A 16583-nucleotide genomic window follows, 5' to 3' on the forward strand; every position below is an offset into this window, starting at 1 on the left:
CGACGCGGCCGAAGCGGGCCTGCGCCGCGGCGATGTCCATCACCGCCAGCGGCCGCCCGTCGCCCACACCGGGCACATCGCCGGCCACCCGCAGGTCCACCCCGGCGACGCCGGCCTGGGCCCGGAGCCGGGCGCCCGGCGCCAGCCCCAACGCCTCACGGGCCGCCGTGCTGACGAAGATCGCGTCGTCGGCCAGCACCGCCAGGCGCGCATCCCGGTCGTCGGCGCGCGGCAGCAGCCGCGGATTGACCCGCCCCAGCGCGAAGACGTCCAGCCCGAGCAGGCGCAGCGTCTCGTCGCGGCCAACCAGCTTCAGCTCCAGTTCCACCACCGGGCTCGCCTCGGCCACCTCGGGCGCCGCCGCGAGCCGGGCGTAGAGCGCCTCGTCGAAGCCCCCGCGCGGCCCCTCCACCTGCAGGTCGGCCTCGCCGGCGATGGCGCGCAGGCCCTGCCCGAACTCGCCCAGCGCCGCCTCGTGCACCACCTGCACCGCCATTCCCAGGGCCACCCCGAGCACGATGGCAACGAACGAAAACAGCGTGGCCACCCGCCGCCGTGCCAGCGACCCGAGGAACACCGGCGCCAGTTGGCGTGCCCTCACGGGTGCAGTCCCGTCGCGTCGAGGCGCAGTACCCGGTCGGCGGTGGCAGCGGCCTCGAGCGAGTGGGTGACCAGAATGCCGATGGCCCCCGCCTCGCGGATGCGCGCGGCCAGCAGCGCGAGCACGCGCGCGCCGTTGGCGGGATCGAGGTTGCCGGTGGGCTCGTCGGCCAGCACCAGGCGCGGCCGGTGCACCAGCGCCCGGGCGATCGCCACCCGCTGCATCTCGCCGCCGGACAGCGTCCGCGGCCAGTCGTCGGCCCGACTGGCGAGGCCGACCGCATCGAGCAGCTGCAGCGCCGGCCCGTCCGCCGCGGCGCCCGCCACGCCCTGCAGCCACAGGGGCAGGGCCACGTTCTGGCGCAGGGTGAGGTGAGGCAGCACGTGAAAGGCCTGGAACACGAAGCCGAGCTTGTCGCGCCGCAGCCGGGTCAAGGCGTCGTCGTCGAGGCGGCCGTAGTCGACACCGTCGAGGCGCAGGCTGCCGCCGTCGGGCCGGTCGAGCCCGGCGACGAGGTTCAGCAGGGTCGACTTGCCGACCCCCGACTCGCCGACGATGGCGACGTATTCGCCGGGCGCGAGTCGCAGGTCGATTCCGGCCAGCACCGGGCGGCCGTTGAAGTGGCGGGAGAGCGCGCTAATCTCGAGCATGAAGGTAAAAAACGGTGAGATCGATCATCGGCACGGCAAGACAAAATCGATTCGGTGCCGGGCCCGGCCCGGTATACTCCGCCCGCCCATGCCCGTCGACCACTACGAGAACTTTCCCGTCGCTTCGTTCCTGCTGCCCGCGCGCCTGCGCGAGCCGGTTGAGGCGATCTACGCCTTCGCGCGCTCGGCCGACGACATCGCCGACGAGGGCGACGCCGCGCCGCTGGTGCGTCTCGCCCGCCTCAACGACTACCGCAAGGCGCTCCACTGCATCGAACAGGGCCGGCCCTTCGACGACCCCAGCCTGGTGCCGATCTTCGAACGACTCGGCGCCAACATCCGCCAGTTCAAGCTGCCCGTCGGGCTCTTTCGCGACCTGCTCGACGCCTTCAGCCAGGACGTGGTGAAGACCCGCTACGCCGATTTCGCCGAACTCGCCGACTACTGCCGCCGATCGGCCAACCCGGTCGGCCGCCTGCTGCTACACCTGTACGGCGCCGCCACCGAGAAGAACCTGGCGATGTCCGACCGCATCTGCGCCAGCCTGCAGCTCATCAACTTCTGGCAGGACGTGGCCGTCGACTGGCAGAAGCAGCGCATTTATCTGCCCCAGGCCGACATGGAACGCTTCGGCGTCGGCGAAGCCGACATCGTCGCCGGCCAGGTCACCCACCAGTTCTCGGCGCTAATGGATTTCGAGATCCAGCGCGCCCGCGGCATGATGCTGCAAGGCGCCCCGCTGGCCCGCCGCCTGCCGGGGCGCATCGGCTGGGAACTGCGCCTCGTCGTGCAGGGCGGCCTCGCCGTGCTCGACAAGATCGAGGCCAACGCCTACGACGTCTTCAACCACCGCCCCGTGCTCGGCAAAACCGATTGGCTGCGCCTCGCCTGGCGGGCCCTGACCCGCTGACCTCCGCCATGACCGACCCCCACGCCTACTGCCAGGAAAAAGCCGCCGCCAGCGGCTCCAGCTTTTACTACAGCTTCATGTTCCTGCCGCCCGAGCGGCGCCAGGCGATCACCGCGCTGTACGCCTTCTGCCGCGAGGTGGACGACGTGGTGGACGAATGCCACGACCTGCAGATCGCCCAGACCAAGCTCGACTGGTGGCGCGGCGAGGTCGGCCGGATCTTCGACGGCACGCCCCAGCATCCCGTCGGCCAGGCCCTCAAGGACGTCATCCGCCAGTTCAGCCTGCCCCGCGAGCAACTGCTCGAGATCATCGACGGCATGCAGATGGACCTCCAGCAGACCCGCTACCTCGACTGGAAGGCGCTCAATCTCTACTGCTACCGGGTGGCCAGCGTGGTTGGCCTGCTATCGGCCGAGATCTTCGGCTACGCCAACCGCCAGACGCTCAAGTACGCCCACGACCTGGGCCTCGCCTTCCAGCTCACCAACATCATCCGCGACGTGGGCGAAGACGCCCGCCGCGGCCGAATCTACCTGCCGGTGGACGAGCTCAAGCAGTTCAACGTGCCGGCCCGTCAGCTCCTCGACGGCGAGTACTCCGACAACTTCCGCCAGCTGATGGCCTTTCAGGCCACCCGCGCGCGGCAGTACTACGACCAGGCCTTCGCCCAGCTGCCGCCCGAGGACCGCAAGAACCAGCGTCCCGGCCTGGTGATGGCGGCGATCTACCGCACGCTGCTCGACGAGATCGAGGCCGACGGCTTCCAGGTGCTCGACCGGCGCACCTCGCTCACGCCGCTGCGCAAGATCTGGCTCGCCGGCATGACCTGGTTCCGCGGGTGATCCCGGGTTTCTCGAGCGCCGGCGCACCGCAGGTCGCCGTTATCGGCGGCGGCTACGCCGGCTTCGCGGCGGCCGTCACGCTCGCCCGCGGCGGCGCCCGGATCACGCTGTTCGAAGCCTCGCGCACCCTCGGCGGACGCGCCCGGGTCGTCGAGAAGGACGACCACCGCATCGACAACGGCCAGCACATCCTGCTCGGCGCCTACGCCGAAACCCTGCGCATGTTGCGCCTCGTCGGAGTGCGCCCCAGCGTGCTCGAGACCCGCCGGCTGGCGCTCGCCTACCCTGGCCCGGACGGCTGCCTGCTGCGCGCTGCGCCGCTCCCCGCTCCGCTCCACCTGGCCATCGGCCTGCTCCGCGCCCGCGGCCTCGGCTGGGCCGACAAGCGGGCGATGCTGCGCCTGATGGGCCGCCTGAAGCGCGACGGCTTCCGCGTCGCCCCCGACCGTCCGGTGGCCGACCTCCTCGCCGACACCGCTCAGACGACGCGGATCACCCGCCTGGTGTGGGAGCCCCTGTGCGTCGCGGCCCTCAACACGCCGGTGGCGAGCGCCTCGGCGCAGGTCTTCGCCAACGTGCTGCGCGACAGCCTCGCCGCCGGCGCCTCGGCGTCCGACCTGCTGCTGCCGAAAGTCGACCTGTCCGAGCTGTTCCCGGTGCCGGCGTCGCGCTGGCTGGCGATGCGCGGCCACACCGTGCGCACCGCCGAGCCGATCAAGGCCATCCACGCCGAAGGCGACCGCTTCCACCTGGACGGCGATCCGTGGGGCACCCGTTACGACCACGTCGTCGTCGCCACCGCGCCCTACCACGTCGCCCCGCTGCTCGAACCGCTGCCCGCGCTGGCCCCCCTCGCGCAGCGGATCGCCGCACTCGCGCACGAGCCCATCGCCACCGCCTGGCTGGCCTTCGACGGCCCGCTGGCCTTTCCCGAACCGATGATCGGTCTCACCGGCGGCTACGGCCAGTGGGCCTTCGACCGCGCCGCCCTGGGCGGGCCGCCCGGCCTGGTGGCAGTGGTGATCAGCGCCAGCGGCGCCCATCAGGCGATCTCGAAGGACGCACTCGAGTTCGCGCTGCTCGGCGAGCTGCAGGCCGCCCTCGGCCCCTTGCCCACGCTCAAGCGGGCCCAGATCATCACCGAGAAGCGCGCCACCTTCGCCTGCACGCCCGGCCTCGATCGACCGGGCTGCGCCACCCCCCTGCCCGGCCTGTGGCTGGCCGGCGACTACGTGGCATCGGACTACCCCGCCACCCTCGAAGCCGCCGTGCAGAGCGGCGTCATCGCCGGGCGCAGCATCCTCAAGCGCTGTGGGCTCAGGGAGCAAAACCTGCTGGGGATTGCCTAGCCCCTGATCCGACCGGGGAGCTTCCGCCCGTCGCGCGTTACCGGCTCGACTCCAGACGCCCCGCCGCGAGTCGCAGGCTGCGGCCGCAACGGGCCGCCAGCGCGCCATCGTGGGTCACCAGCACGAGCGTCGTGCCGGCCTCGGCGTTGAGGGAGAACATCAGCTCGATGACCGCCTCACCGGTACTCACGTCGAGGTTACCGGTCGGCTCGTCGGCCAGCACCAGCGCCGGCCCGGGCGCAAACGCCCGCGCCACCGCGACGCGCTGCTGCTCGCCGCCGGAGAGCTGCCGAGGATAGTGGCCGAGACGATCGGACAGGCCCACGCGCCCGAGCCACTGCGCCGCTTCGGCCCGTGCGTCGCGCCGGCCGGCCAGTTCGAGCGGCAGCATCACGTTCTCCAGCGCGGTGAGCGCCGGCAGCAGCTGGAACGACTGGAACACGAAGCCGACGCACGCGCCGCGCAGCGCCGCCCGCCCGTCCTCGTCGAGGGCGAACAGATCCTGGCCGCGGATGCGCACGCTGCCGCCCGACGGCGAGTCCAGCCCGGCGAGCAGGCCCAGCAAGGTCGACTTGCCGGAGCCCGAAGCACCGACGATGGCCACCGCTTCACCGGCCATGATCGAGAACGACACGTCGTCCAGAATGCGCAGCGTGCCGCCGCCGTCGGCGGGTACGTGGCGGGAAAGGTGGCTCACTTCGACGACGGGCGCCAGTGCTGCGGCCGTCGAGAAAACCTGGGTCGGGGTCTTGTTCAGCATGCTGAGATGGAGTGCGGGCAAGGGCCGGAGGTTCATTCCGGCCCGATTATCGCCGAGGCGGGGTGCCGTTAACGCACGAAGGCAGCCTTGCGGCTGCCTTCGCTGAACCTGCGGATCGGGACGATCAATCCACGTGGTAGTTCGGCGCTTCCTTGGTGATCTGCACGTCGTGGACGTGGGACTCGCGGATGCCGGCCGAGGTGATCTCGACGAACTCGGCGCGGGTGCGCATGTCGTCGATGGTGGCGCAGCCCACGTAGCCCATGGAGGCGCGCAGGCCACCCATCAGCTGGTGGATCACCGCCGTGACGGCGCCCTTGTAGGGCACGCGGCCTTCGATGCCTTCCGGCACCAGCTTGTCCACGTTGCCTTCGTTATCCTGGAAGTACCGGTCGGCGGCGCCCTGCTGCATCGCGCCCAGCGAACCCATGCCACGGTAGGACTTGTACGAGCGGCCCTGGAACAGCACCGTCTCGCCCGGCGCCTCCTCGGTGCCGGCGAACAGGCCGCCGAGCATCACCACGTTGGCGCCAGCCGCGATGGCCTTGGAGATGTCGCCCGAGTAACGGATGCCGCCGTCGGCGATCATCGGCACACCGGTCCCCGCCAGCGCGGTGGCGACGTTGTCGACCGCGGTGATCTGCGGCACGCCGACGCCGGCAACGATGCGGGTGGTGCAGATCGAGCCCGGGCCGATGCCGACCTTGACGCCGTCGGCGCCGGCATCCACCAGCGCACGCGCCGCCGCCGCGGTGGCGATGTTGCCGCCGATGACCTCGACCTTCGGGAAGTTCTTCTTGACCCAGTTGACCCGGTCCAGCACGCCTTGCGAATGGCCGTGGGCGGTATCGACGACGATCACATCGACGCCGGCCTCGGCCAGCAGCGCGGCGCGCTCTTCGGTACCGGCACCGACGCCGATCGCCGCGCCGACGCGCAGACGGCCGAAGTCGTCCTTGGAGGCGAGCGGGTGCTCGGTGGACTTCATCATGTCCTTGACGGTGATGAGGCCGGCGAGGCCGCCTTCGTCGTTGAGGACCAGCACGCGCTCGAGGCGGTGCTTGTGCATGAGGGCGCGGGCCTCGTCGAGGCTGGCGCCTTCCTTGACGGTGACGAGGCGGGAATGGGGCGTCATGATCGCGGAGACCGGCTGGTCGAGATTGGTCTCGAAGCGGGTGTCGCGGTTGGTGACGATGCCGATGACCTTGCCGTTCTCGACCACCGGCAGACCGGAGATCTTGTGGCCGCGGGTGAGGATCAGTACGTCGCGGACCGTCATGGTCGGCGGAACGGTGATCGGGTCCTTGAGGATGCCCGATTCGAAGCGTTTTACCTTGGCCACTTCGGCCGCCTGCTGCTGCGCGGTGAGGTTCTTGTGAACGATACCGATCCCGCCTTCTTGGGCGAGGGCAATTGCGAGACGCGCTTCGGTGACGGTGTCCATGGCTGCGGACACCAGAGGAATGTTCAGGGTAATGTTGCGCGTGAGTTTCGTCTGGAGGCTGACGTCGCGCGGGAGAACGCTGGAATGGGCCGGGATGAGAAGGACGTCATCGAACGTCAGCGCCTTCTGGATCACTCGCATGGCTTTAATCCCTTGAATCAAATCCGTATTATACGTACATGGCCGCGTCGCGGCAAAAGCTTTGTCTGACTGGAGTCAAGATGTTCCGTAATTTTTTCCTCGTGCTGCTGATCTGCGCGGGCCAGACCGCCTTCGCCCAGAGCATTTACAGCTGGAAGGACGCCAGCGGCCGGGTGTTCTATTCCGACATGCCGCCGCCCGACGCAAAGGTGCGCACGCTGCGCCAGGGACCGCTGGCGCCAAAGCCGGCCCGCTCCACCGACGGCACCGATACGCCGTCTGCGACGCCGGCCGCGCCCTCGCTCGCCGAGCAGGAACTGGCCTTTCGCAAGCGCCGCGCCGAGGCGGCCGAAGCCGAGGACAAGGCGCGCAAGGACAAGGCCAACGACGAGATGCGACAACGGGAATGCGCCGACAACCGCAATCAGCTGCTGGCGCTGGAAAGCGGCCAGCGCATGAACCGCATCAACGAAAACGGCGAGCGGGTCTTCCTCGACGACAACGAACGCAGCGCCGCGATCGACAACCTGCGTCGGGCCATCGAACGCAACTGCAAATGACGACCACGCGGCCCGACCGGGCCATCGGGATCAGGCCGCGCCGTCCTCGGCCGGCCCGCCCCCCTTCTTCATGACCTTGCCTTCCTCGGCGCGCTTGCGGCGCACCTCCTTCGGATCGGCGATCAGCGGGCGGTAGATCTCGACGCGGTCGCGGTCGCGCAGCACCGCGTCGGGCTTGACCAGCTTGGCGAAGACGCCCAGCTTGTTGGTCCTGGCGAGATCGATCTCGGGGTGTTTCTGCAGCAGGCCGGAGGCGTCGATGGCGCGCTGGACGGTTGCGCCGGCCGGCAGGCGCAGACGCACGATTTCCTGGCGCTCGCGCAGGGCGTAACAGACTTCGACGTTGATCGAATCCTGACTGGCATCGCTGGGCATGGATCAGCTCCGTCCGTAGATCTGGCCGGCACGCTTCACGAACGAATCGACGAAGGTGTTGGCGATGTGGCTGAACACCGGGCCGACGGCCTTTTCGATCAACCGGTTCGAGAACTCGTAGCGCAGATTGAACTCCACCTTGCAGGCGGCATCGCCGAGCGGGGTGAAATCCCAGCTGCCGTCGAGATGAGTGAAGGGCCCGTCGGTGAGGCGGATCAGCATGTGGGACGGATAACGCTTTTCGTTCTCGGTGCTGAAGTGGGACTTGATGCCGTGGTAGTTGATGTGCAGCGTGGCCCGCGTGAACTGGTCATCGCGGTTATGCACTTCGCTGCCCCCGCACCAGGGCAGGAACTTGGGGTAATCCTCGCAGCGGTCGACCAGATCGAACATCTGGGCCGGCGTGAACTCGATCAGGACTATTTTCTTGACGGCAGCCATCGGGACGCGAGCGGGGAGACGAGCTGTTAAAATACGCGATTTTACGCGTCCGCGCAGGCCCGCGCCAATGCGCCGACGCCCTAGAGCCGATCCGCCATGAGCATCATCGACAACCGCAAGGCCTTCCACGACTACTTCATCGAGGACAAGTACGAGGCCGGCCTCGTCCTCGAAGGCTGGGAGGTGAAGGGCATCCGCGCCGGACGCGCGAACATCAAGGAAAGCTACGTGGTGATCCGCGGGGCGGAGATCTTCATCGTCGGGATGCACATCACCCCCCTCGAATCGGCCTCCACCCACATCCACCCGGACCCCACCCGCACCCGCAAGCTGCTGCTGCACGCCGAGGAAATCGCCAAGCTGATCGGCAAGGTGGAACGGGCCGGCTACGCGCTGGTGCCGCTCGACCTGCACTACAGCAAGGGCCGCGTGAAGATCAGCGTCGGGCTCGCCAAGGGCAAGAAGCAGTTCGACAAGCGCGAAACCGAGAAAGAGCGCGACTGGGAACGCGAGAAGGCGCGCCTGATTCGCGCCAAGGGCTGACGCCGTTCCGTGGCGTCGCCTGAGCCTAGGCCAGCTCGGCGCGTGCCCATTCGACGTCGAGGCGTTCCTGGGCGTCGGCAGGCGAACAGGCGAGCGCGTCGGCGTAAAGCCCGTGGGCCCGCGCCGCATCCCCCCCGCCACCGATGCGGAGCAACGCCCGCGCGTATTCCACGCACACCATCGGCGATTGGGGATGGAGCGTCCGCGCTGCCTCGAAGTGCGCAAGCACGTGCTCGCGGCGCACCCCGTAGGTGAGTGCCGCCACCATCGCGCCCACCTTGTCGATGACGTCGGCGCCATAGATGCCGAGACCAACGTGGGCGTCCGCATGGGCGGGTTCGAGCCGGACGGCCCGGTTCAGGCTGTCCCGCGCCTTGCCGCCGAGGCCCTGGGCCAGGGTACGGACCAGCGGCACGTGCTGGCAGTAGCGCCCCAGAGCCAGCCCATTCACGAACCAGGCGTTGGGCCAGTTGGGCGCCAGTTCGACCAACGCCCCGCAGGCCTCGACCGCTTCGCGCAGGATCGCCGCGCGACGGGTCTCGCTCTCTTCGAGATAGGTGGCGTGGACCAGGGCCGCCCTGACCGCGACGACGGTACCGACCACCCCGGCGGCCTGCCCCTGGTCGGCCGCCTCGGCGAAATCGCCGGCGTGATAGGCCCGCCAAGCGCTCTGGAGCAACCCCGCCGTAGCGGCCCGGTCGCCGACCTGGGTGGCCAGTGCGGGATTGGCGTCGAGCAGACCGGCGAGGCCGCCGGCATCGGGATAGGGTTCGCAGTCGCCCCGATGCAGGCGCGCCCAGTTGCCGGCAAGGGCGTCGCCGCCGAAGCGATACACGCGGTCGCCGTAAGGAAAGCGTTTCCATTCGCCACGACAGCTTGCGCCGCCACTGCCGGCCGGGACGAAAGCCGTCCGCTGGCGCACCCGACGCAGGGTCGTGTTCCAGTCAAACGTCAGGTGCATCGGCTCTTGTCTCCACGCGCTTCCGGGGATGTCGCAGCAAAGGTTATCACCCTCCCGGCGCGGACGCATTCCGCAATGCGGCAAAGCACGGCTCAGCCGGCCGCGATCCGGTTCATGAAACGGGCCAGCTGCAGGTCGAGTTCCGTAACGCCGCCGGCGTCGTGGGTGGTGAGCACGACCTCGACCCGGTTGTAGACGTTGCGCCACTCGGGATGATGATCGAGCCGCTCAGCCATCAGCGCGACCCGCGTCATCCAGCCAAAGGCCGCGTTGAAGTCGGAAAAACGGAAATTCCGGGCGATGGCATCGCGACCCTCCACGGGCTGCCAGCCGTCGAGGCCGGCGAGGGCCTCGGCGAGCGGAGCGGGGTCGAGTCGAACGGGTCGCATGATGGGCGGCTCCGGTCGGTCAGCGCAGCGAGAAATCGACCCGGCTGACCCTGGCCTTGGGCTGCTTGCCGTCGTCGCCCTCGCGGCCGGACAGCACGAAGATCCGCTCTGCCGGCACCTGGCCCTTGTCCACCAGCCAGTTCTTGACCGCCTGGGCACGCTGCTGGGCGAGCACCCGCACGTCCTCGTCGGCCACCGCAGTGTTGGCGACGATCAGCTTCTCCATCTCGGCAACCGGCAGATCCCTGACAAGGCCGACCACGTTGCGGGGCTTGGCGAACTTCTCGTCCTTGTAGACCCGCGCGAGCAGCGCCGGGTATTCGCCCGGCTCGACCCGCACGCGACCGTCCTCGCCGGCCGACTCGCCCTTCTTCGCCATGTCCTTGACCTTGAGCGCCTCGACCTTGCTGACGAGCTGGGCGCGCTTGAAGCCCTCGCGGTCGGTCACCGGATCGACGCGGCCCGCGATGTCGAGCTTGAGGCCGGATTTTTCCTTCATCACCTTGGCGATGGCCTGCAGCTTGCCGTCGGCGCCGTCGGCGAGCCGCGCGAAGCCGGGCTCGAAATCGAGCCAGGCGAGCTCCTCGCTGTTGCCGCCGAACATCGAGCCGAGCAGCGCGAAGGGCGACGTGATGGCCTTGGTCACCAGGTTGACGATCACCTTCACGACAATCCGCCCGACACTGAATTCGGGATCGTCGAGGGAGCCGCCGATGGGCAGATCGAGGTCGATCTCACCCCGGCTGTTGGTGAGCAGCGAGACCGCCAGCAGCACCGGCAGCTTGAGGGCGTCGGGGCTCTCGACCTTCTCGCCGAAGGTGAGCTGATCGAGGAAGATCTGGTTGGTGGCGGTGAGCTTGCGGTCTTCGACCTTGTAGCTCAGGTTGGCCGACAGCTTGCCCTTCTCGATCCCGTAGCCCACGTATTTGGCGGCGTAGGTGGACACGCTGGAGAGCTCGAAATCCTTGACCGCGGCCCGGATGTCCAGCGCCCGATCCTGACGGAAGGGATTGAGCTTGCCAACCACTTCGACCGGAGCCGAGTTATCCACCTTGCCGCGCAGGTCGAGCTCGGCGATCACGTTCGGGTCGGACGACAGGTTGATCAGCCGCCCCCCCATGCCGGTGAGGTTGGCGTCGTAGTTGGGCTTGATGAAGCGGTCGCTGTAGGCGATGTTGCCGCCCTGCAGGGTGATCCGCTTGATCGACAGCGGCACCGGCGGCTCGGGCGGCGGCGCCACCTTGGTGACCGCGACACCCGGCGCGGGCCGGATCACCGGCGCACCGGCGCCCGCCGACTTCGCCGCCGCGTCCTCGGCCGCCTTCTGCTGTTCGGCGCGCTGGGCGGTGATCTCGCGAATGTTGAGCCCCCCCTTCGCGTCGAGGATCAGGCGGGTGTAGAAATCGGTCAGCGCGATGTCGTCGATACTCACTGCCATCGGCGACAGGCGCACATCGACACCGCTGAAGGCGAGGGATTTCCACTTCAGGAAATCCGCCGCGTTGAGCTTGTCCACCGACGCGAAGTCGCCCACCGCGAGGCTGCCCTTGAAGCCACCCTTCATCGCCCCACCGGCCGGCAGCTCGAAGGCCAGCCGCCCACGGGAGGTGACGTTGCCGCGGGTGATCGCGATCTTCACCTTCTCGGTCACGTAAGGCTGCAGCATCGCCAGGTCGACAGCCTGCAGGTTCAGGTCGAGATTGCCCGCCAGCGGCGTCAGGCCGACGCTGCCGGCCACGCCCACCTTGCCGCGCCTGTTGATGGCCGCCTGCAGATCGAGCTTCGCCTTGCTGCCCTTCGTGGTGCTGAGACCGTCGACCTTGAGCGTCAGCGGCTCGGCATTGAACACGATGGCCGGCGCCAGGGTGCGATCCTCGATGCGCACGCCCCAGTCTTCGAGGGCCAGCCGCTTCACGTCCACCTGCCAGTCGCCCCCGCGTGCCGCGCCGTGGGGCGCCCGGGCAGCCGGTCGGGGCGCGGTGCGGGCGGCCGGCGCCGGCTTGACCTTGCCGTCGGCGGCGGCGATCTTCTGGGCGTTGAAGTTGCCGTCCTTGTCGCGCACCAGCGAAATCCGCGTGGCCTTGCCGAGCACTTCGCCCACGCTCACCTTGCGGCTGGCGGTATCCACGTCGGCCTCGCGGATCTCGAGCAGGCCGACCTTCGCCAGCGGCGTCTTCTCGCCCTTCATCTGAACGCCCAGCGCCTTCACCGCCAGGGTCTGGGCCTTGAGCTTGATCTTCGGATCGCCGGCCGCCTCCTGCAGGAAGTCGTAGCCGATCTTGCCGGCGAGCTTGCCCGACAGCACCTCGCCGTTGGCGAGCGCCGCGGCGATGTAGGGCTTGGGACCGGCCAGATCGATGTCCGTCAGTTCGACGGTACCGCTCGCCTTGAGCGGCGCCAGGCCCACGTGCCCCTGATGTTCGAGCGTTTCACCGGCGTCGGTGGCGAAGCCGAAGTCGAGCGCCGCCGGTTCGCCGCCCGTCAGTTGCAGCTTGCGCAGCGAGACGTGGAGATTCTGCAGCGTCTTGCGGTAGAGGCCGCCCGGCAAATCGTCGGAAAACGCGATCTGACCGCCGCTGAGCTTGAATTCGCCCAGGCTCACCGCAAACGGCCGCGCCGGCTCGGCCGGCGGCGTGGCGGGGGCCGGCACCGGCGCACCCGTGGCCGGCAGGGGCTTCGGCACCAGCGACAACAGGCTGATGCGCCCTTCCCGATCGCGGCCGACGACCACTTCCGGCTTGTCCACCGCCACCGTGCCGAGCAGCAACTCGCCGGCCAGCGGGGCCAGCTTGTCGATGCCCACCCGCACCGAGGGCAGCTTGACCGCCGGGCGACCGTCGGCGTGCTGGATTTCCACCGCGTCGAGTCCCACCGTGCCTTTCAGCGTCACGCTCGGCGGCTGCCCGGCGGGCTGGGCGAAGGAGACGTCGAGGTCGGACGACAGGCGCGCCGAAGGCAGGCGGAAGGTTTTCTCCACCGGCAGGTAATCCACGTAGCGGGTCAGGTCGAAGCCGTCGAACTTGAGCTCGACCACCGATTCGCGGCTCGCCGAGAAAGGCTTGGCCTTGCCGCGAATCTCGAAGGGCGTGTCGTTCACCTTCATCGCCAGCAGCGGCTCGACGAAGGTCTCCACCGCCGATGGCAGGTTGGACACGAAGGGCACGCCCAGGTCGAGGTCGGCGATCACGTGCTTCTGCTGCGCCGGCCGGTCGTCGAAATCGATGCGCCCCTTCTCGATGCGGATGTTGTGCACGGCGAAAAGGCTCTTCGAGCCGTCGTCGGGCTTGGCGAGGATCTCGTCGATCACGTCCGACCAGTTGAAGCGCCGGCCCTCCAGCCGCACCACGCTCACCACCGGCTCGACCAGCTTCACCTCCTGCACCACCACGCCGCCGCGCAGCAGCGACTCCAGCTCAACGTTCGCGTACAGCGACGCGAAGCTCGCCGCCGGCGTCCTGCCGTCCGGCTCCAGCATCCGGAAACCGCGCACCTCGGCCGACAACGCATAGGGGTTGATCGACACGCCGTCGATGGTCACCGGGCGGTGGAGCAGCTCGGTCAGCTTGTCCTGGGCGATCGAGCGGACCAGCGGCGGGGCCACCAGCGCCCCCGCCACACCGATCGCCACGACGACTCCGGCGCCCCACAGCGCCCACTTCAACGGCCTCGGGCCGACACGCAGTTTCTGCGCCATCTTCATCTTCCTTGTTCTTTTCCGCAGTGCGCCGCCCGCCGGGCGCCACGCCTGTCTTGTCGTCCAAGCCTAGCAGGCCGGCGCATGGCTGAGAATGTCATCGTGCGCAGGGTTTGCGGTTAGACAAACCGCGGACTATCCTGCCGGCCGTTCCCGCCCGTCCCGTTGCCATGTCCAACCCCTCCCATCCTTCCCGTTTCGACGTCGTCGTGATCGGCGCCGGCGCCGCCGGCATGATGTGCGCCGCCGAAGCCGGCCAGCGCGGTCGCCGCGTCCTGCTCCTCGACCACGCGTCGCGGCTCGCCGAAAAGATCCGCATCTCGGGAGGCGGCCGCTGCAACTTCACCAACCTCGACGTGGGCGTCGCCCACTATCTGTCGCGCAACCCGCAGTTCTGCCGCTCCGCGCTGGCGCGCTTCACGCCGGGGCACTTCATCGAACGCATCAACCGCCACGGCATCCCCTGGCACGAGCGCGACCACGGCCAGCTGTTCTGCGACGACTCCGCCCAGGACATCATCGACATGCTGCGCGCCGGCTGCGAGGACGGCAAGGTGAGCTGGGCGATGCCCTGCACCCTCGACGCCGTCGCCGCCGGCCAAGCGCCGGGCGAACGCTTCGTCCTCGAAACCAGCCACGGCCGCATCGCCTGCGACAACCTGGTCGTCGCCACCGGCGGCCTGTCGATTCCCAAGATCGGCGCCTCGCCGCTGGGCTACCGGATCGCCGAGCAGTTCGGCCTCGCCATCGTGCCGCCCAGACCGGCGCTGGTCCCGCTCACCCTGCCGCCCGAGGAACTGACGATCTACCAGGACCTCGCCGGCATGGCCTTCGACGCGGTGGCCGAATGCGGCGACGGACATTTCCGCGAGAACCTGCTGTTCACCCACCGCGGGCTGTCGGGCCCGGTCATCCTGCAGGTCTCGTCCTACTGGCAGAGCCGCGATTACGAAAAAACCAACGGCGCGACCTGCGGCGGCGCCCAGGTCACGATCAATCTCTTTCCCGCCGACGACGTGCGCGACTGGCTCGCCGAACGCGCCCGCAGCAAGACGCTGCTCGGCAACCTCCTCGCCGAGCGCCTGCCCAAACGCTTCGCCCACGCCTGGTGCGAGCAGCGCGGCTGGAACCGACCGGCCAACCAGTTCAACGGCAAGGAGCTCGACGCCGTCGCCGCGGCACTGTCGGGCTGGGTCATCGCGCCCAACGGCACCCTCGGCTACGCCAAGGCCGAGGTCACCGTGGGCGGCGTCGATACGCGCGCGCTGTCGTCCAAGACGATGGAGGCACGCGCGGTGCCCGGCCTGTACTTCGTCGGCGAGGTGATGGACGTCACCGGCCATCTGGGCGGCTACAACTTCCAGTGGGCGTGGGCCAGCGGCTATGCGGCGGGGCAGTCGGTCTAGCCGAGACCATCATTGTCGAGCAGCGCTCAACAATATCGACCACGCCATCAAAACAACGAGGCCCGCACTGGGCGGGCCTCGGTCATCCGGCGACGGGATGCGCTTACTTCTGGGCGGCGGCGATGCCGTTCAGGATTTCCTGCTTGGCTTCCTCGACGGTGCCCCAGCCGGTCACCTTGACCCACTTGCCCGGCTCGAGATCCTTGTAGTGCTCGAAGAAGTGCACGGTCTGCTTCATCAGCAGCTCGGGCAGGTCGTCGATGGTCTGGACCTTGTCGTACAGCGGGGTCAGCTTCGAAACCGGCACGGCCACGACCTTGGCGTCCACACCGCCTTCGTCTTCCATCTTCAGCACGCCGACCGGACGGGCGCGGATCACCACGCCCGGCTGCAGCGGGAAGGGGGTCACGACCAGCACGTCCACCGGATCGCCATCGCCGGCGACGGTGTGCGGCACGTAGCCGTAGTTGATCGGGTAGCGCATGGAAGTGCCCATGAAGCGGTCGACGAACACGGCGCCGCTGTCCTTGTCCACTTCGAACTTGATCGGATCGCCCTGAGCGGAGATCTCGATGATCACGTTGACGTCGTTCGGAACGTCCTTGCCCGCCTTGACTTGATCAAAACCCATATCACTACCTCCCGTTTATTTGATGTAAGACAGCTCACCATTATAAGTGAGCCTTGTGACTATCGGATAAACCCTTATGGCGGAAATCCGCTCACGCGGCGTCGAAGCCAGCCTCCTCGATCACCGCGCGCAGCGCGTTGGCCGACACCTGCGCCGGGTCGTAGCCGACCCGCGCCTCGGCGGCCTCCAGCGACACCTCGACGCTGGCCACGCCCGGCGTGGCGCTGAGCGCCCCGGTGACGTTCCGGACGCAACCCTGGCAGCTCATGCCGCCCACCTTGATCACCACGTTTTCCATCCTCGTTCCTTTCAGTCTCGACCGGGGCGCCAGCGCTTCAGCAACAGCGAATTGCTGACCACCGACACCGAACTCATCGCCATCGCCGCGCCGGCGATCACCGGATTGAGCAGCCCGAGGGCCGCCGCCGGAATCCCCAGCACGTTGTAGATGAACGCAAAAAACAGATTCTGGCGGATCTTGCCGAGGGTCGCGCGGGACAGGGCGATGGCGTCGGCGACGCTGCCCAGATCGTTGCGCACCAGGGTCAGATCGGCCGCCTCGATGGCCACGTCCGAGCCCGCGCCGATGGCGAAGGACACGTCCGCCGCAGCGAGTGCCGGCGCGTCGTTGATGCCGTCGCCGACCATCCCGACGAGCCCGTTTCCGCGTAGCGCCTCGACCGCCGCCGCCTTGTCGCCGGGCAACACCTGGGCGCGGAACTCCCCGATGCCGGCCTCGGCGGCGATGCGGGCCGCGGCCGCCGGGTGATCGCCGGTCAGCATCACCACCCGCACGCCCAGCGCCTGCAGGCGCGCAACCGCCGACCGGGACGTGGCGCGCAGCGGATCGGCCACGCCCAGCGCCCCCAGCGCCACGCCGTCG

At 68.8% G+C, this 16583-nt stretch carries 17 protein-coding genes and 1 pseudogene; 6 read left to right on the plus strand and 12 right to left on the minus strand.

Features of this window, described 5'->3' with window-relative positions; genetic code table 11:
• Positions 1-601, minus strand: a pseudogene (locus ACE3P2_RS10240) (ABC transporter permease); the annotation flags it as partial.
• Positions 598-1251, minus strand: coding sequence for an ABC transporter ATP-binding protein (locus ACE3P2_RS10245; RefSeq protein ID WP_374264061.1), 654 nt, complete (start codon positions 1249-1251; stop codon positions 598-600). The pseudogene ACE3P2_RS10240 and the gene ACE3P2_RS10245, both read right to left, overlap by 4 nt.
• An 88-nt stretch (positions 1252-1339) precedes the next feature.
• Here ACE3P2_RS10245 and hpnC point away from each other — a divergent pair, with 88 nt between their 5' ends.
• The 3 genes from hpnC to hpnE are packed head-to-tail and all read left to right on the plus strand — an operon-like array spanning position 1340 to position 4355.
• The gene (gene hpnC / locus ACE3P2_RS10250) at positions 1340-2161 is read left to right on the plus strand and encodes a squalene synthase HpnC (protein WP_374264063.1); all 822 of its coding nucleotides are present in this window, start codon (positions 1340-1342) and stop codon (positions 2159-2161) included.
• An 8-nt stretch (positions 2162-2169) separates the two neighbouring features.
• Entirely contained in the window at positions 2170-3006 is an 837-nt protein-coding gene (gene hpnD, locus ACE3P2_RS10255; protein ID WP_374264065.1) for a presqualene diphosphate synthase HpnD, read from the plus strand.
• Positions 3003-4355 carry a hydroxysqualene dehydroxylase HpnE gene (gene hpnE / locus ACE3P2_RS10260; RefSeq protein WP_374264067.1) on the plus strand — a complete coding sequence of 451 codons (1353 nt, stop codon included), beginning with the start codon at positions 3003-3005 and terminating at the stop codon, positions 4353-4355. The genes hpnD and hpnE overlap by 4 nt, the downstream gene beginning before the upstream one ends.
• A 37-nt stretch (positions 4356-4392) precedes the next feature.
• Here hpnE and ACE3P2_RS10265 read toward each other — a convergent pair whose 3' ends face one another.
• Together ACE3P2_RS10265 and guaB are read right to left on the minus strand one after the other, a co-directional pair.
• Positions 4393-5115 (minus strand): ABC transporter ATP-binding protein, encoded by a 723-nt coding sequence (locus ACE3P2_RS10265; RefSeq protein ID WP_374264069.1) that lies wholly within the window; start codon positions 5113-5115, stop codon positions 4393-4395.
• A gap of 124 nt (positions 5116-5239) precedes the next feature.
• Positions 5240-6700 (minus strand): IMP dehydrogenase, encoded by a 1461-nt coding sequence (gene guaB, locus ACE3P2_RS10270; protein ID WP_374264071.1) that lies wholly within the window; start codon positions 6698-6700, stop codon positions 5240-5242.
• 80 nt (positions 6701-6780) lie between these two features.
• Here guaB and ACE3P2_RS10275 point away from each other — a divergent pair, with 80 nt between their 5' ends.
• Positions 6781-7260 carry a DUF4124 domain-containing protein gene (locus ACE3P2_RS10275; protein ID WP_374264073.1) on the plus strand — a complete coding sequence of 160 codons (480 nt, stop codon included), beginning with the start codon at positions 6781-6783 and terminating at the stop codon, positions 7258-7260.
• Positions 7261-7290: 30 nt separating this feature from the next.
• Here the strand turns inward: ACE3P2_RS10275 and ACE3P2_RS10280 are convergent, their stop codons facing one another.
• A complete protein-coding gene (locus tag ACE3P2_RS10280) occupies positions 7291-7635 on the minus strand; it encodes an RnfH family protein (RefSeq protein ID WP_374264074.1) in 345 nt (114 codons plus the stop codon).
• A gap of 3 nt (positions 7636-7638) precedes the next feature.
• Positions 7639-8076: a type II toxin-antitoxin system RatA family toxin gene (locus ACE3P2_RS10285; protein WP_374264076.1), complete on the minus strand. Its 438-nt coding sequence runs from the start codon at positions 8074-8076 to the stop codon at positions 7639-7641.
• A gap of 96 nt (positions 8077-8172) precedes the next feature.
• On the opposite strand from ACE3P2_RS10285, the gene smpB reads away from it, so the two are divergent.
• A complete protein-coding gene (gene smpB / locus ACE3P2_RS10290) occupies positions 8173-8619 on the plus strand; it encodes an SsrA-binding protein SmpB (RefSeq protein WP_374264078.1) in 447 nt (148 codons plus the stop codon).
• Positions 8620-8644: 25 nt separating this feature from the next.
• On the opposite strand, the gene ACE3P2_RS10295 is transcribed toward smpB, so the two are convergent.
• The 3 genes from ACE3P2_RS10295 to ACE3P2_RS10305 all read right to left on the minus strand — a co-directional run bounded on the left by ACE3P2_RS10295 (position 8645) and on the right by ACE3P2_RS10305 (position 13663).
• A complete protein-coding gene (locus ACE3P2_RS10295; protein ID WP_374264080.1) occupies positions 8645-9580 on the minus strand; it encodes a hypothetical protein in 936 nt (311 codons plus the stop codon).
• A 92-nt stretch (positions 9581-9672) separates the two neighbouring features.
• Positions 9673-9969: a 4a-hydroxytetrahydrobiopterin dehydratase gene (locus ACE3P2_RS10300; protein WP_374264082.1), complete on the minus strand. Its 297-nt coding sequence runs from the start codon at positions 9967-9969 to the stop codon at positions 9673-9675.
• 19 nt (positions 9970-9988) lie between these two features.
• The gene (locus ACE3P2_RS10305) at positions 9989-13663 is read right to left on the minus strand and encodes a DUF748 domain-containing protein (RefSeq protein WP_374264084.1); all 3675 of its coding nucleotides are present in this window, start codon (positions 13661-13663) and stop codon (positions 9989-9991) included.
• Positions 13664-13833: 170 nt separating this feature from the next.
• Here ACE3P2_RS10305 and ACE3P2_RS10310 point away from each other — a divergent pair, with 170 nt between their 5' ends.
• Positions 13834-15069: an NAD(P)/FAD-dependent oxidoreductase gene (locus ACE3P2_RS10310; protein ID WP_374264086.1), complete on the plus strand. Its 1236-nt coding sequence runs from the start codon at positions 13834-13836 to the stop codon at positions 15067-15069.
• 103 nt (positions 15070-15172) lie between these two features.
• Here ACE3P2_RS10310 and ppa read toward each other — a convergent pair whose 3' ends face one another.
• The 3 genes from ppa to ACE3P2_RS10325 all read right to left on the minus strand — a co-directional run.
• A complete protein-coding gene (gene ppa, locus ACE3P2_RS10315) occupies positions 15173-15700 on the minus strand; it encodes an inorganic diphosphatase (protein ID WP_374264088.1) in 528 nt (175 codons plus the stop codon).
• A 91-nt stretch (positions 15701-15791) separates the two neighbouring features.
• The gene (locus ACE3P2_RS10320; RefSeq protein WP_374264090.1) at positions 15792-15998 is read right to left on the minus strand and encodes a heavy-metal-associated domain-containing protein; all 207 of its coding nucleotides are present in this window, start codon (positions 15996-15998) and stop codon (positions 15792-15794) included.
• A gap of 11 nt (positions 15999-16009) precedes the next feature.
• On the minus strand, positions 16010-16583 hold a 574-nt coding region (locus ACE3P2_RS10325), incomplete at its 5' end, for an HAD-IC family P-type ATPase (protein WP_374264092.1).

Origin of the sequence: Zoogloea sp., from assembly GCF_041911615.1 — a bacterium.
In the GTDB taxonomy this organism is placed as follows: Bacteria; Pseudomonadota; Gammaproteobacteria; order Burkholderiales; family Rhodocyclaceae; genus Zoogloea.

Coding starts and splice junctions, on each gene's coding strand:
- ACE3P2_RS10245 (WP_374264061.1), bottom strand. CDS start 1,251: ATGCTCGAGATTAGCGCGCTCTCCCGCCACTTCAACGGCCGCCCGGTG.
- hpnC (WP_374264063.1), top strand. CDS start 1,340: ATGCCCGTCGACCACTACGAGAACTTTCCCGTCGCTTCGTTCCTGCTG.
- hpnD (WP_374264065.1), top strand. CDS start 2,170: ATGACCGACCCCCACGCCTACTGCCAGGAAAAAGCCGCCGCCAGCGGC.
- ACE3P2_RS10265 (WP_374264069.1), bottom strand. CDS start 5,115: ATGCTGAACAAGACCCCGACCCAGGTTTTCTCGACGGCCGCAGCACTG.
- guaB (WP_374264071.1), bottom strand. CDS start 6,700: ATGCGAGTGATCCAGAAGGCGCTGACGTTCGATGACGTCCTTCTCATC.
- ACE3P2_RS10275 (WP_374264073.1), top strand. CDS start 6,781: ATGTTCCGTAATTTTTTCCTCGTGCTGCTGATCTGCGCGGGCCAGACC.
- ACE3P2_RS10280 (WP_374264074.1), bottom strand. CDS start 7,635: ATGCCCAGCGATGCCAGTCAGGATTCGATCAACGTCGAAGTCTGTTAC.
- ACE3P2_RS10285 (WP_374264076.1), bottom strand. CDS start 8,076: ATGGCTGCCGTCAAGAAAATAGTCCTGATCGAGTTCACGCCGGCCCAG.
- smpB (WP_374264078.1), top strand. CDS start 8,173: ATGAGCATCATCGACAACCGCAAGGCCTTCCACGACTACTTCATCGAG.
- ACE3P2_RS10295 (WP_374264080.1), bottom strand. CDS start 9,580: ATGCACCTGACGTTTGACTGGAACACGACCCTGCGTCGGGTGCGCCAG.
- ACE3P2_RS10300 (WP_374264082.1), bottom strand. CDS start 9,969: ATGCGACCCGTTCGACTCGACCCCGCTCCGCTCGCCGAGGCCCTCGCC.
- ACE3P2_RS10305 (WP_374264084.1), bottom strand. CDS start 13,663: ATGGCGCAGAAACTGCGTGTCGGCCCGAGGCCGTTGAAGTGGGCGCTG.
- ACE3P2_RS10310 (WP_374264086.1), top strand. CDS start 13,834: ATGTCCAACCCCTCCCATCCTTCCCGTTTCGACGTCGTCGTGATCGGC.
- ppa (WP_374264088.1), bottom strand. CDS start 15,700: ATGGGTTTTGATCAAGTCAAGGCGGGCAAGGACGTTCCGAACGACGTC.
- ACE3P2_RS10320 (WP_374264090.1), bottom strand. CDS start 15,998: ATGGAAAACGTGGTGATCAAGGTGGGCGGCATGAGCTGCCAGGGTTGC.